The organism is Exiguobacterium sp. s122 (assembly GCF_018618475.1).
Taxonomy (GTDB): domain Bacteria; phylum Bacillota; class Bacilli; order Exiguobacteriales; family Exiguobacteriaceae; genus Exiguobacterium; species Exiguobacterium himgiriensis.
This window is the reverse complement of the sequence record NZ_JACSMD010000001.1, coordinates 2044587-2057285: the sequence shown is the minus strand read 5'-3', so window position 1 is coordinate 2057285 and position 12699 is coordinate 2044587. Positions and strand designations below refer to the sequence as shown.

The 12699-nt window shown below is 47.7% G+C and carries 11 protein-coding genes, 14 tRNA genes and 1 rRNA gene; 25 read left to right on the top strand and 1 reads right to left on the bottom strand.

Translation table 11 applies throughout. From position 1 onward, the window contains the following. The first annotated feature begins 169 nt into the window (after positions 1-169). The 23 genes from rrf to KNP92_RS10540 all read left to right on the top strand — a co-directional run bounded on the left by rrf (position 170) and on the right by KNP92_RS10540 (position 8434). Positions 170-285 (top strand): 5S ribosomal RNA (gene rrf, locus KNP92_RS10650). Positions 286-293: 8 nt separating this feature from the next. Continuing rightward, positions 294-368 (top strand) — tRNA-Asn (locus tag KNP92_RS10645). A 13-nt stretch (positions 369-381) separates the two neighbouring features. After that, positions 382-472 (top strand) — tRNA-Ser (locus KNP92_RS10640). Positions 473-489: 17 nt separating this feature from the next. Then, positions 490-564: transfer RNA gene (locus KNP92_RS10635), tRNA-Glu, on the top strand. Between the two features lie 16 nt (positions 565-580). Next, positions 581-654, top strand: a tRNA-Met gene (locus KNP92_RS10630). A 9-nt stretch (positions 655-663) separates the two neighbouring features. Continuing rightward, positions 664-739: transfer RNA gene (locus KNP92_RS10625), tRNA-Asp, on the top strand. A 32-nt stretch (positions 740-771) separates the two neighbouring features. After that, positions 772-847 (top strand) — tRNA-Phe (locus KNP92_RS10620). A gap of 3 nt (positions 848-850) precedes the next feature. Next, positions 851-934, top strand: a tRNA-Tyr gene (locus KNP92_RS10615). 3 nt (positions 935-937) lie between these two features. Then, a tRNA-Trp gene (locus tag KNP92_RS10610) sits at positions 938-1008 on the top strand. A 13-nt stretch (positions 1009-1021) separates the two neighbouring features. Continuing rightward, a tRNA-His gene (locus tag KNP92_RS10605) sits at positions 1022-1097 on the top strand. Positions 1098-1103: 6 nt separating this feature from the next. Continuing rightward, positions 1104-1178 (top strand) — tRNA-Gln (locus KNP92_RS10600). A gap of 5 nt (positions 1179-1183) precedes the next feature. After that, a tRNA-Gly gene (locus tag KNP92_RS10595) sits at positions 1184-1258 on the top strand. A 6-nt stretch (positions 1259-1264) separates the two neighbouring features. Beyond that, positions 1265-1338, top strand: a tRNA-Cys gene (locus KNP92_RS10590). Between the two features lie 9 nt (positions 1339-1347). Beyond that, positions 1348-1428 (top strand) — tRNA-Leu (locus KNP92_RS10585). Positions 1429-1561: 133 nt separating this feature from the next. Further along, on the top strand, positions 1562-1969 hold the full coding sequence (locus tag KNP92_RS10580) for an Rrf2 family transcriptional regulator (protein WP_214840134.1): 408 nt from the start codon (positions 1562-1564) through the stop codon (positions 1967-1969). A 73-nt stretch (positions 1970-2042) separates the two neighbouring features. Then, positions 2043-2945, top strand: coding sequence for an NAD(P)/FAD-dependent oxidoreductase (locus KNP92_RS10575; protein ID WP_214840133.1), 903 nt, complete (start codon positions 2043-2045; stop codon positions 2943-2945). A 394-nt stretch (positions 2946-3339) separates the two neighbouring features. After that, a complete protein-coding gene (gene desA, locus KNP92_RS10570) occupies positions 3340-4359 on the top strand; it encodes a Delta(5) desaturase DesA (protein ID WP_214840130.1) in 1020 nt (339 codons plus the stop codon). Positions 4360-4554: 195 nt separating this feature from the next. Then, positions 4555-4625 (top strand) — tRNA-Gly (locus KNP92_RS10565). A gap of 69 nt (positions 4626-4694) precedes the next feature. Next, complete coding sequence (queG, locus tag KNP92_RS10560; protein WP_214840128.1) at positions 4695-5852, top strand: tRNA epoxyqueuosine(34) reductase QueG; 1158 nt, start codon at positions 4695-4697, stop codon at positions 5850-5852. Beyond that, a complete protein-coding gene (locus KNP92_RS10555; protein WP_260564232.1) occupies positions 5833-6273 on the top strand; it encodes a methylated-DNA--[protein]-cysteine S-methyltransferase in 441 nt (146 codons plus the stop codon). Before queG ends, KNP92_RS10555 begins: the two co-directional genes overlap by 20 nt. 12 nt (positions 6274-6285) lie before the next feature. Next, positions 6286-6759, top strand: a complete 474-nt coding sequence (trmL, locus tag KNP92_RS10550) for a tRNA (uridine(34)/cytosine(34)/5-carboxymethylaminomethyluridine(34)-2'-O)-methyltransferase TrmL (protein ID WP_214840126.1) — start codon at positions 6286-6288, stop codon at positions 6757-6759. 227 nt (positions 6760-6986) lie between these two features. Continuing rightward, on the top strand, positions 6987-7544 hold the full coding sequence (locus KNP92_RS10545) for a DUF5366 family protein (RefSeq protein ID WP_214840123.1): 558 nt from the start codon (positions 6987-6989) through the stop codon (positions 7542-7544). Beyond that, positions 7541-8434, top strand: a complete 894-nt coding sequence (locus KNP92_RS10540) for a hypothetical protein (RefSeq protein ID WP_214840121.1) — start codon at positions 7541-7543, stop codon at positions 8432-8434. The genes KNP92_RS10545 and KNP92_RS10540 overlap by 4 nt, the downstream gene beginning before the upstream one ends. 33 nt (positions 8435-8467) lie before the next feature. On the opposite strand, the gene KNP92_RS10535 is transcribed toward KNP92_RS10540, so the two are convergent. Continuing rightward, positions 8468-10255 (bottom strand): transglycosylase domain-containing protein, encoded by a 1788-nt coding sequence (locus KNP92_RS10535; RefSeq protein WP_251136462.1) that lies wholly within the window; start codon positions 10253-10255, stop codon positions 8468-8470. A 152-nt stretch (positions 10256-10407) separates the two neighbouring features. Between KNP92_RS10535 and KNP92_RS10530 the strand changes: the two genes are divergently transcribed. Next, entirely contained in the window at positions 10408-11562 is a 1155-nt protein-coding gene (locus KNP92_RS10530) for a glucose-1-phosphate adenylyltransferase (protein ID WP_214840118.1), read from the top strand. Further along, on the top strand, positions 11555-12697 hold the full coding sequence (gene glgD, locus KNP92_RS10525) for a glucose-1-phosphate adenylyltransferase subunit GlgD (protein WP_353047940.1): 1143 nt from the start codon (positions 11555-11557) through the stop codon (positions 12695-12697). Before KNP92_RS10530 ends, glgD begins: the two co-directional genes overlap by 8 nt. The last annotated feature ends 2 nt before the right edge of the window (positions 12698-12699 follow it).

Genomic DNA, 12699 nt, shown 5'->3' with positions numbered 1-12699 from the left:
GAGGTAGATAGGTCATGGGTGGAAGCGTGGTGACACGTGGAGCTGAATGATACTAATCGGTCGAGGCTTTGATCTAGTCTAATGGTTTGTGTTGATGGACTTCAGTTTTCAGGGAACAAACCCTGAAGAGAATTGACACGTCCGATGGACGATGTTAGTATTTTCTTTGTCTGGTGGCGATAGCGAAGCGGCCACACCCGTTCCCATGCCGAACACGGAAGTTAAGCGCTTCAGCGCCGAAAGTAGTTGGGGGTCTCCCCCTGTGAGGATAGGACGTTGCCAGGCAAGATCGTTCCGCAATAGCTCAGTGGTAGAGCAACCGGCTGTTAACCGGTAGGTCGTAGGTTCAAATCCTACTTGCGGAGCCACTTTTCTCTTTTTGGAGAGCTGTCCGAGTGGCCGAAGGAGCACGATTGGAATTCGTGTAGGCGGCAAAACCGTCTCAAGGGTTCGAATCCCTTGCTCTCCGCCAGTTTTTCAATACAACAAGGCCCGTTGGTCAAGCGGTTAAGACACCGCCCTTTCACGGCGGTAACACGGGTTCGAATCCCGTACGGGTCACCATTTAATTTTATATCGTCGCGGGGTGGAGCAGTCTGGTAGCTCGTCGGGCTCATAACCCGAAGGTCGTTGGTTCAAATCCAGCCCCCGCAATTAATGTTCGGTCTCGTGGTGTAGGGGTTAACATGCCTGCCTGTCACGCAGGAGATCGCGGGTTCAAATCCCGTCGAGACCGCCATTTTTATTTTTAAATTAATTACTTACATACATGGCTTTGTAGCTCAGTTGGTAGAGCAAAGGACTGAAAATCCTTGTGTCGGCGGTTCGATTCCGTCCAAAGCCACCATGTGGGGGGGTAGCGAAGTGGCTAAACGCGGCGGACTGTAAATCCGCTCCCTCGGGTTCGGCGGTTCGAATCCGCCCCCCCCCACCACTTAGGGGCATAGTTTAGCGGTAGAACTACGGTCTCCAAAACCGTCAGCGCGGGTTCGATTCCTGCTGCCCCTGCTTTAATATTATGGCGATTGTGGCGAAGTGGTTAACGCACCGGATTGTGATTCCGGCATTCGAGGGTTCAATTCCCTTCAGTCGCCCCATTTTATTGGGCTGTAGCCAAGTGGTAAGGCATCGGATTTTGATTCCGACATGCGAAGGTTCGATCCCTTCCAGCCCAGCCAACTATGCGGAAGTAGTTCAGTGGTAGAATACGACCTTGCCAAGGTCGGGGTCGCGGGTTCGAATCCCGTCTTCCGCTCCATTCTTTGGCGCCATAGCCAAGTGGTAAGGCAGAGGACTGCAACTCCTCTATCGTCGGTTCGATTCCGACTGGCGCCTCCAACATAATATGCCGGTGTGGCGGAATTGGTAGACGCGCACGACTCAAAATCGTGTTCCTCTGGAGTGTCGGTTCGACTCCGACCACCGGTATCCGTAGATCCTAGCTGAGGCTAGGATCTTTTTTGCGTTTTATATATCTAGCCTCCTATCAAGATGAGTTCCTTGAATGAATCTGTTAAAGAGGATATTATAGATATATTAAGTCTATGATTGGAATGATGATATGAAATTGTCAAAAGCCTCGAATTATGCGCTTCATACCATGTTATTTTTAGCAGTCAATGAATCTCATGAGCTGATTGGAGTAGCTAAATTAGCCGAGGGTCAAGGTGTGTCTCCCACATACTTATCAAAAATATTAACAAAGTTAGTTAAGTCGGGAATGGTTATATCGGTGTCAGGGGCAAATGGCGGATATAAATTAAAGCACGAGTGGGAAGAAATTTCATTACTCGATGTAATCAAAGTGATCGAAGGCCAATCTTCACTATCTGATGAGTGTTTGAATCATAATCCGAACTGTTTAATACGAAAGGCGATCGAGACAGCAGAGGATAAATTTTTACACAAATTAAATCAAACATATTTACGGGACTTAGCGAATCAAATCAATGAAACATCATCCATCTAAACCGATGGTGTTTCTTACACTAATCATAGATATTAAGACTCTTTAATATCTTTTTAGGAATGAGGAAAACGAAATGAAAAAATATGATTGTATTATTATCGGCGGAGGCCCAGCAGGTTTAGCGGCCTCATTAACGTTAGGTAGGGCGCGTAAAAATGTTGCGCTCTTTGACAATGCGACAAACCGAAATCGAGTTACGCAAGCGTCACACGGATATTTAACGAGAGATGGTATCAAGCCAAGTGAATTCAAAAAGATAGCGCTTGATGAACTAAAGGAGTATCCTGCTATTTCAATCTTTAACGAAACGGTACTAGAGGTGAAGAGAAATCCAAACGGTAATAGTTATGTAGTTTACTCAGAACAACGAGAATATCACACAGAGACGATATTGCTTGCTACAGGTATTCAGGAGGAGTTTTCGTTACAACAGATTAGGGACTATTATGGAAAGAGCTTATTTAGTTGTCCTTACTGTGACGGTTGGGAGATGCGAGATTTACCATTAGCCGTAATTGCAGAGAACGAGTCACACGTTCTTCATCTAACAAAGCTAGTGTTCAATTGGTCGACGGATCTCATCGTCTTTACAAACGGGGTAGAGGTGTCTGTAGACGTCCAACGTGATTTGAAGCGTAAAGGCATTAACATATATACAGAACAGATTAAACAATTACATGGGAATGACGGGATGCTAGAAAGGATTGAGCTAACGAGCGGCGAGACGATCAGCAGAGAAGGCGGATTTGTGGTGCCAAGTTTTTACCGCCCGAATCAATTTGCTGAAGCGTTATCGTGTGAAATAGATGAAACGGGAGCGATGATTTCAGATGGAGCCGGTCGTACGTCGATAAACGGAGTTTATGTTGCCGGGGAAGCGGAGAAAGCAAATCCATCCTCCTTGTTAATTGCTGCAGCTGAGGGCAATCGGGTGGCAGCGAGTATCAATTTCGATTTAGTGCAGAATCGATTTTAATTGAATGGATGTAATAGCCTAGATGAGAAGATATTGAAATGAACATGCCGTGGAGAATCTTTGAACGTAAAGAATCTCCTCGGCATATTTTATAGATATTTATTTCGTTAAAGTTAAAACCGGTGTCCATATATTTAAAGAGTCAGACCTAGAGTTTTTCAAAATATACTTCTTTCGTATTCGTCCTTTTGAGGCTTTTCATTTTGTAAGAGGGAATTAATTGAGATTATTAAACCGATCAACGTTTTTTTCTCTTCACTAAATTTTAAATAATCAAACAATAAAAATTATATGTGGTATAATTACCTGGTATTAAAAAATGACTGTTGTTAAACAGGTATCTTATTGTCGTTGTAATCTTGGTTTTGTGTAGTGTAGGAGGTAATGAAAGAATATGAGTAAAGAAAAGATTGCCCAACTCCGGAAACACGTCTCGCCGTTTGAGAAAGCGGATGTGAAAAAGAGTGTACGGCAAATGATCAATACAATCTTACCGTTTTTAGCAGCGTGGTTTCTTGCGTATCAAGCGCTCGAGATTTCGGTGTTGTTGACGATCCCACTCGCGATTGTTGCAGCCGGTTTCGTTGTCCGCATGTTTATCATCTTCCATGATTGCACGCATGGGTCGTTCTTCAAAAATAGAAAAGCCAACAACGTCGTTGGCACAATTATGGGTGTGCTGACGTTATTCCCTTATGAGAAGTGGAAACGTGAGCATTCGATTCACCACGCCTCAAGCGGGAACTTAGATAAGCGCGGCGTCGGTGATATTTGGGTCATGACGATTGAAGAGTACGTCGAAGCATCGAAATGGACACGTCTCCAATATCGTCTCTATCGGAATCCGCTCGTCATGTTCGGTCTTGGACCGTTATACTTGATTCTCATCACGAGCCGATTCAACCGGAAAGATGCTCGGAAGAAAGAACGAATCAATACACACGTCATCAATGTCTCACTCGTTTTGCTATATGCCGGAATGATTGCGCTCGTTGGGTGGCAAGCGTTTCTCATCGTCCAGGGCATTACAATGTTCACGGCGGGCCTTCTCGGCATCTGGCTCTTCTACGTTCAACATACGTTTGAAGATTCATACTTTGAAGATGAAAGTGAATGGGATTACGTGAAGGCTGCGATTGAAGGGAGCTCGTACTATGAGTTGCCGAAAGTGCTTCAGTGGGTGACCGGGAATATCGGTTTCCACCACGTCCATCACTTGAGCCCGCGCGTGCCGAACTATAACTTAGAACAAGCGCATACGGCGACGCCACCACTTCAGCGGGCGACGACGATTGGGTTACTCTCGAGTTTGAAGTCGCTTCGATATAAACTCTATGATGCGAAAAACAAATCGTTCGTCACGTTCCGTGACATTAAACATCTCTTGCGCGAACCGAAAACATCTTCGCTTTGAACAGTCTGCCGACTTACGTCGGCAGTTTTTTTATCATACAAAAAATATATCGAAATATGATTTAGAATATGGAAGTCAGGGTATATACACTTCATAGCAAGTAGCTAGAACATTTTTATTCAAAAGTGTTGACTTCTTAAAAGTATAGGTGTATATTGATTGTAGTCGCTGATGCGACGCACATATGATAACCATGCGGGTGTAGTTTAATGGTAAAACCTCAGCCTTCCAAGCTGATGACGAGAGTTCGATTCTCTTCACCCGCTTCATCATCTCTCTGCCGAGTGGCGGAGAGATTTTTTGTATGCGAAAATGGATTCGAAAGAGGTGATCAGATGAACGGATTAAGTCCGGAAACAATTAAACAAAAAATAGTCGACTATGCCGAGACAATCGGCATCGACGAGCTAAAAGTGACGACGGCCGACCCGTTCATCGTCATGAAAGAACGGCTCGTCAAACAACAAGAAAAAGGGTTTGCTTCGGGGTTCGAGGAGCCGGATTTAGACAAGCGGACGACACCGAAGTTATTGCTTGAAGACGCGCAGTCCATCATCGCAATCGCGATTGCTTATCCGAGTAAGTTAAAAGAAGCGCCGCGTAGCGTAACGGGCTCCCGCCGAGGCTTGTTCGCTCGAGCGTCTTGGGGTCTCGATTACCATAGGGCCGTCGGATCACGTCTTGAACAACTGCAATCTTATATTGAGTCAATCGTTCCGGGAGTCAGGACCCGGTCTATGGTCGATACGGGAGAACTCGTCGATCGGGCCGTGGCGGAACGAGCGGGAATCGGATTTAGTGGAAAAAACTGCTCGATCATTTCCCCGGAAAAAGGCTCCTATCTTTATTTAGGTGAAATGATTCTCGATACGTATTTGCCACCAGATGAGGCGATTGAGGACGGCTGCGGTGATTGTGATAAATGCATGACGGCATGTCCGACGTCAGCGCTCGTCGAACCGGGCGTGCTCGATGCGAAGCGATGCATCGCTTATCTGACACAAATGAAGACGCTCATGCCGCGGGAGTTTCGTTCAAAACTCGGTGGAAGGCTTTACGGCTGCGACACGTGTCAGCAAGTCTGTCCGTACAATCGGAAAAAAGACTGGCGACACCATGAAGAACTATTGCCAGAAGCGGAAATCGTCAAGCCACTCCTTGAACCGCTCCTCACGCTGAGTAACCGTGAGTTCAAATCGAAGTTTGGCCATTTATCCGGTGCGTGGCGCGGCAAGAAGCCGATTCAACGAAACGCCATTCTCGCGCTCGCGCATTATCGTGAGCCGACAGCCATTCCTGTGTTACGGACGTTCATTCAAGAAGACGCTCGAGAAGACATGCGGGCAACGGCTGTATGGGCAATTGGGGCGATTCTTGGGGACGAAGCGGAAACGATTTATGAAGAGATTGAACAAACCGAGCAGTCTGAGATGGTGTTAGAAGAGATTCGCATTTTCCGAGAGGAGTGGGACCGTGAGAACCGTGTCGTCTAAATGGGGATGGCTATCCTATGAGCTGAATGAGTCGGGGAAATTGATTGCCCTCGACTTTGCGTCGTCCGCCTCTGGAGAAGAAGCGCCCGAGTGGCTGATTGAACTGATGGAACGGGTCGAACGAGACGGGTTACAAGACGAGGACCGCAAATGGATCGAGATGGCGGGAACGCCGTTTCAACAGTCCGTCTGGGATGCGCTCTTGACGATTCCATCTGGCGAGACGCGTTCTTATAAGGAGATTGCTGAGCAGATCGGTCGGCCGAAAGCGGTCCGTGCCGTCGGACAGGCGCTGAACCGAAATCCGTTACCCGTCCTCTTCCCATGTCATCGTGTCATCGGTAGCAGTGGGAAACTGACCGGATTCGCCGGCGGGCTTTCGGAAAAACAACGTTTACTTGAAATCGAACAACAAAAGTGAGGTATAAATTGTATGGCCATTCATGTCGTTATGTTTCAACCTGAAATTCCAGCGAACACCGGGAACGTGTCCCGCACGTGTGCCGCCACAAACGCTGTCCTCCATTTGATTCGTCCGCTCGGGTTTTCGACGGATGATAAAATGTTGAAGCGGGCAGGGCTCGACTATTGGCAGTTCGTCGACGTCCGTTATCACGACTCGCTCGATGAGTTGTGGGCGAAGCACCCGGATGGTGAGTTTTTCTATATCACGAAGTACGGAGAACAGTATCCGAGTGACCTTGACGTCTCCGTCGTCGACAAAGACTACTTCTTCGTCTTCGGTCGTGAGACGAAAGGATTGCCGATGGAAGTGATCGAGAACAATCTCGACCGCTGCATCCGCCTTCCGCAGTCGAATCTCGTTCGTTCGCTCAACGTCTCGAACACGGCAGCCATCATCGTCTACGAGGCGCTCCGTCAACAAGGGTATGCCGGACTGAAATAAAAAAAGAGCCAGATTCGTGAGAATCTCGGCTCTTATTTATTGCCCTCAGGCTTTCTGTTATATCCAGCTGTAAAAATCGCGGCGAGGAAGACGACGCTAATTGCCATCATCAATAATAAACCCATCCGAAAATCCCCCTTTTATTCTCCATGACTACAAATATTATAATATACTTGATATTAGATTTGCACTGAATATGAGAAATAAATGTGAAATTGGAGTCCTCTATGAAAACGAATGTATACTTGTTAAGTTATGCTCCGTTGATTGGCATCATCTTGTTCTCGATGTCACTTGCCATTGCAACGAGTGAATATGTCATCGAGTGGCTGACGCGCATCGGTGTCTACAGTGAAGTCATCGCCTTGTTGTCTGTCCAAGAGACGAAAGTGCTCGTCCTTGTCGTCTTTTTCACGATTTATTTTATGCTCTTTAGCGCGTTCAAGCTTGTCGCCGACACGTTCAATCAACTCGGCTTCGCCTTTTTCGCCCGTGAGACGAATGGGAGCTCGCTTCATCGATTGAAACCTGGCGCGACGATTTTCCTTGTCGGTTCAGGGGTCAGCTTCTTATTCCTCAACTCTTTGCTCGCTGCCATTGCTGTCTTGCTCGGTACGTTCGTTTTGTATCTATTCTATTACATTTGGCAAGTAAGCCAATTGATGTCAACGTTGCGGGCGATCGGACTGTTGCTCATTCAAGCGATGATGTGGGCCCTATTATTGAGCGGACTAGCGTGGGCGTTGCTTCGCCTATTTAACTCGGTCGGGGATATTATTTTATGAGTCAAAATCAAGTTATTCAAATCGCGCCTTCGGAGGCTGTAATAAATGAATGGTTGAAATCGTTTGTTCCCGCTTGCACGTTATATTTTGTTGATGAAAATCAGTTGTCTCGATTTCATTCCGATTCGGGCATGCTGGTTATTCCAAGAAGTGAGTTTGATTTGCATCCTGCCTATCGAGAGATTAGCTTGGCGAACGCCTATACCTATTGGATGATCGATCAAGCAGCTAGCCACGTGCTTCATGTGTCGGAAGATTGGTTGCAATGTTTATCAGATGAGTTAAAACACGAGCTACTCATCAATCAAGTTCATTTTGGAAGAGGGCTTATGTTTTCTGTTTCGGATATTCGACTCTCGAAGAAGCTTGAATCGTATTCAGTAAAGTTAAATGGAGAAACATATATAGACTTACAACGAAACGTGTGGAAGTGTTTAACTCGGTTCGAACGGCGACAACTTATTTTGGATTATGCGAAAGAATGGGAATCCTGGGAGACTTGTATGCCCTCAAGCGAAACGCCAAAGCACATCGCGAAATGGGCGAATACGTTCTCGTCTGTTTCGGGAAGCAACTGTTTGGCGGCGACGTTGTTTGCGATTACGAAACAAGAATGGTTTCTCACGCAATGGATTCATTCGCAAACGTTTCTTCATACATTAACACATGCTTCTTACAAAGAGGTGGAGGCGCCGATTCAACCGGGCGATGTCGTCACGTTCTGGGATTCGGAAGGTCGTCTGCAGCACGCGACATACTGTATTGCAGAAGGTCTATTTTTTAATAAGAATGGCCAAACCATTTTTAACCCGTGGAAAGTCATTGATGAGCAGGACTTATTCGCTTCATGGAAGACGGATCGCATAAAAATTTTCAGATATAAACAATAAGGCCGGAGGATTTTTTGTCCTCTGGCCTTATTTTTATCGATGTGCCTCCGTCCAGACAATGGCTGGATAGGCACGGTTCGCGAGCTCTGGGAACGGACGTGGTGTATCCGCTCCGAGCCAAATCGCGGTGATCGTCTCATCCGTTAGTCCGACGTACCACATATCTTTATGGGCGTTCGTCGTGCCGGTCTTTCCACCGACATACGGACGCTTGATTTGCCCGGCATAGCGACCGGTCCCGTACGTCGTGACAGCCGACAACGCTTGTCGCATCGTCGCAGCCGTCTCTTCTGACCAGACGGCTTGTTTCGTCACGCTCGGTGTAAGGGTCGGGGCGCCGGAAGCAAATCGGATCTCTTTAATCGTTTGGCCAGAGACGTAGACACCGTTGTTCAAAAACGGCGTATAGGCAGCTGCGAGTTCCTTCGGGGACACGCCTTGTGTTAACCCACCAAGTGCGCTCGCCAAGCTGTTGTCTTTGTCAGGATCCCATTGGCTGAACATGAGGTCAGCTGTGGCATAAGCCGCCTCTTGGTCGATTTGATTGAACGCGGCGAGTGCCGGGGTATTGAACGAATAGGCAACGGTGTCGCGGAGCGTAACGTCACCAAGGACGCGATTGCTGCTGTTTGTCGGGCAATACGTCCCATAACAGACAGGACGACCGTCGAGTACGGTCTCGAGCTTCGCGTTCGTCTCCTCGATGAACGGGGCAAAAACGAGAATCGGCTTAATGGCCGATCCGGGTTGTCGGAACGCTTGCGTCGAACGGTTGAACTCACCGCTTTGGGTCATTTCCGAGTCGACGAGGGCGACAATTCTTCCGTTCGGCGTCAATTCGGCGTATCCGCCGTTTAGTCCAGCAGGGAGTTTGCTCAGTTCCCGTTTCGCTGACTGTTGACGCGAGACCGACAAGTACGTGTCGATTGTCGCCTGGTTGCTAGCCAAGTAGTCGCGTGCCGCTTCTTCATCTAGGTCGTAGCGGGTTCGAACGAGCCGGATGGCGTCTTTAACAACGGCATCCATATAGTCGGGATAACGAATCTCGTGCCGTTGGTAGCTAGCCTTCAGTTTCACGCCGTGTGCCGCGTCATAGGCTTTTTGTGAGATGAGCCCGGCCTCTTTTAACTGCGTCAAAATCCGGTCTTTTCGTTCATAGAACGCGGGGGACGGGTTGAGCGGGTCATATAAGGACGGATTGTTCGGCACCGTTAATAAGTAAGCAATCTGATTCCAGTTCAAGTCTTCAAGGGGGCGGGCGAAGTACGTATCGGCCGCCGATTGAATCCCATATACATTATGTCCGAAGAAGATGACGTTACTATATGCCGTCATAATTTCTTTCTTACTATAATTTTTTTCGAGTGCGCGAGCGACCATCAATTCCTTCACTTTGCGTTCGTACGTCCGCTCGTGCGTCAAGTAAACGTTCCGTGCTAACTGTTGCGTAATGGTGCTCCCGCCTTGGACGGAGGTCTCATTGGCGTTGTTAATAAAGGCCCGGGCAATCCCTCCGAGGTCGTAACCAGGATGGGCGTTGAATTTACGATCTTCTATAATCATGATGGCGTCGCGAATATAATTAGGGAGTCCGTCAAGAGAGACGTCATCGCGGCGGCCGCTTAAATAAAGTGTCTCCGTACCGCCTTGATAAGCGAGCGTGACAGCATGCTTCGTCGACAACGGTGCCGCCTGGACGGTCTCTTCCCCCCATGCAACAATCGTCTTCGCTTGTTCGATTTCCTCTTTTAACGCACTGCTCACTGTGACCCCCACAGCCATCAATCCGGCAAAAAAGAGTGTTCCTACCCATGCGCGCATTCGCTCACCCCTCTCTTCATTCATTATATCGTCAATCTTTCAATAAATTTCAAAATGTAAACGTTATCATATAATAATTTGGGCAGGAATACATTAGGAAACAGCGAAAAAGGGTAATAGAGGTTTATATTATGAATTTAGGAGGCTGTACTATGAAGCAAGAAATGGTTGCGATGCTCCTCGCGGGAGGAGAAGGGAAGCGACTCGGGCCCCTCACGCGCAAGACGGCGAAACCGGCCGTCCACTTTGGAGGAAAATACCGAATCATCGATTTTCCGTTGTCGAACTGCACAAATTCGGGAATCACGACAGTCGGTGTCTTAACACAATATGAACCGCTTGAACTAAACCGCTATCTTGGAATCGGGTCAGCATGGGATTTAGACCGCCGCAACGGAGGCTTGGCCATCTTGCCGCCATACCAGGCACAATCGGGGAAAAACTGGTACGAAGGTACAGCGAACGCAATTTATCGAAACTTGAGCTATATCGACGATTATGAGCCAGAGTACGTCTTGATTTTGTCGGGTGACCATATTTATAAAATGGATTACGAGAAGATGCTCGATTTCCATAAAGAAAAGGGAGCAGATGTCACCATCTCGGTCATGGAAGTGCCATGGGATGAAGCGCCACGTTTCGGGATTTTAAATACAACAGACGATCTCCGCATTAAAGAATTCGAAGAGAAGCCAGAAAAACCGAAGAGCAACTTGGCTTCAATGGGAATTTACATCTTCAATTGGAAAGTGCTTCGGGAGCACTTGATTCAAGATGCGGAAGACGAGACATCAAGCTTCGACTTCGGGAAGAACATCATTCCGAACACGTTGCTCGACGGACTCAATGTCTTCGCTTATAAGTTCAAAGGCTACTGGAAAGACGTCGGTACGATTCAATCACTTTGGGAAGCGAACATGGACTTGTTAGAAGAAGATCCGCCGTTTGATTTATACGATCCAAACTGGAAAATGTATTCGGTCAATCCGAATCAGACACCACAATTCATTGGAAAAGATGCCTGTATCGAACAGTCGGTCATTAACGAAGGCTGCCAAATCGAAGGGGAAGTCCAACACTCCGTCCTATTTTATGACGTGCGTGTCGGCGAAGGGTCGCTCGTTAAAGATTCTGTCATCATGCCGGGGGCTCGCATCGGAAAAGATGTGACGATTCATCGAGCCATCGTCGCAAGCTGTGCCGTCATTGAAGACGGAGCGACAATCGGCGAGCCGGGTGGTGAAATTGTTGTCATCGAACCTCATGAAAACATCGAGAGCGGAGCAGTATTCAAACAGCGTGCTTGAACCAAAAAAAGACCGACGCAAGGAGGCGTTATTGTTGACGAATGATTTGTTAGGGGTCATCAACTTAGGGACCGAAGAAGGATTATTTCCAGAGTTTACGGGGCATCGCAATTTAGCGTCTGTCCCGTTCTCAGGACGATATCGACTCATTGACTTCACATTGACAAATATGATTACACAAGGCATCAATCAAGTCGGGATTTTCACGCTCGACAAGTATCGCTCATTGATGGACCATCTCGGCTCAGGGAAAGAATGGGACCTCGATCGTTCACAGGGCGGTCTTCATATTTTCCCGCCGGCGCTCAAGCCGGACGGGGAAGCGTACTTGGGTGATTTGGCGAACTTCTCGATGCACCGTGAACACTTCGTACGCAGTAAGCAGCCGTATGTCGTCATCACAGGTTCGAACGTCTTGACGACGATCGACTTCCAAGACATGCTCGACCACCATAAATCGATGGGTGCAGACATTACGCTCGCTTATACCGGGCATGAGCAAAAATGTGGCTACTGTCGTCCAATTCGTCTCGGTGAAAACGACCGGGTCGTTGGCATCTCGGAGCGGGGCTATAGCCCGGACGATGAGTACACGTACACAGAGACCATCATCATGTCGAAGAACTTGTTCCTCCGCCTCGTCGATGAGGCGACGTCGCGTGGCGAGTACGATTTACTCGACGGCGTGATTCGTCCGCAGCTACATCGCTTACACGTTCATGGTTATCACTATACGGGTAAAATGCAAGTCATCCATTCGGTTCTCTCGTACTATAACGAGAGCATGCGTTTACTTCGTCACGAAGGGATTATCTATGATTTCCCGCACATTTATACGAAAATCAAGCATGAACCGCCAACGCGTTACTTGAAAGGGTCGAAAGTGAATGAGGCGCTCGTCGCGAACGGCTGTAAAATCAGCGGCGAAGTGCAAAACAGTATTTTGTTCCGTGGCGTCGTCGTGAGCGAACATGCCCGTGTCAAAAATTCAATCATTCTATCCAAGTCCATCATTGAAGAAGGCGCTGTCGTGGAAAACGCCATTTTAGATAAAGAAGTGGTCGTGAAACGTGGACAGGTCATTCGTGGGACGGTCGATGAGCCGATCGTCATCGGAAAACGGACTACGGTGTGAGG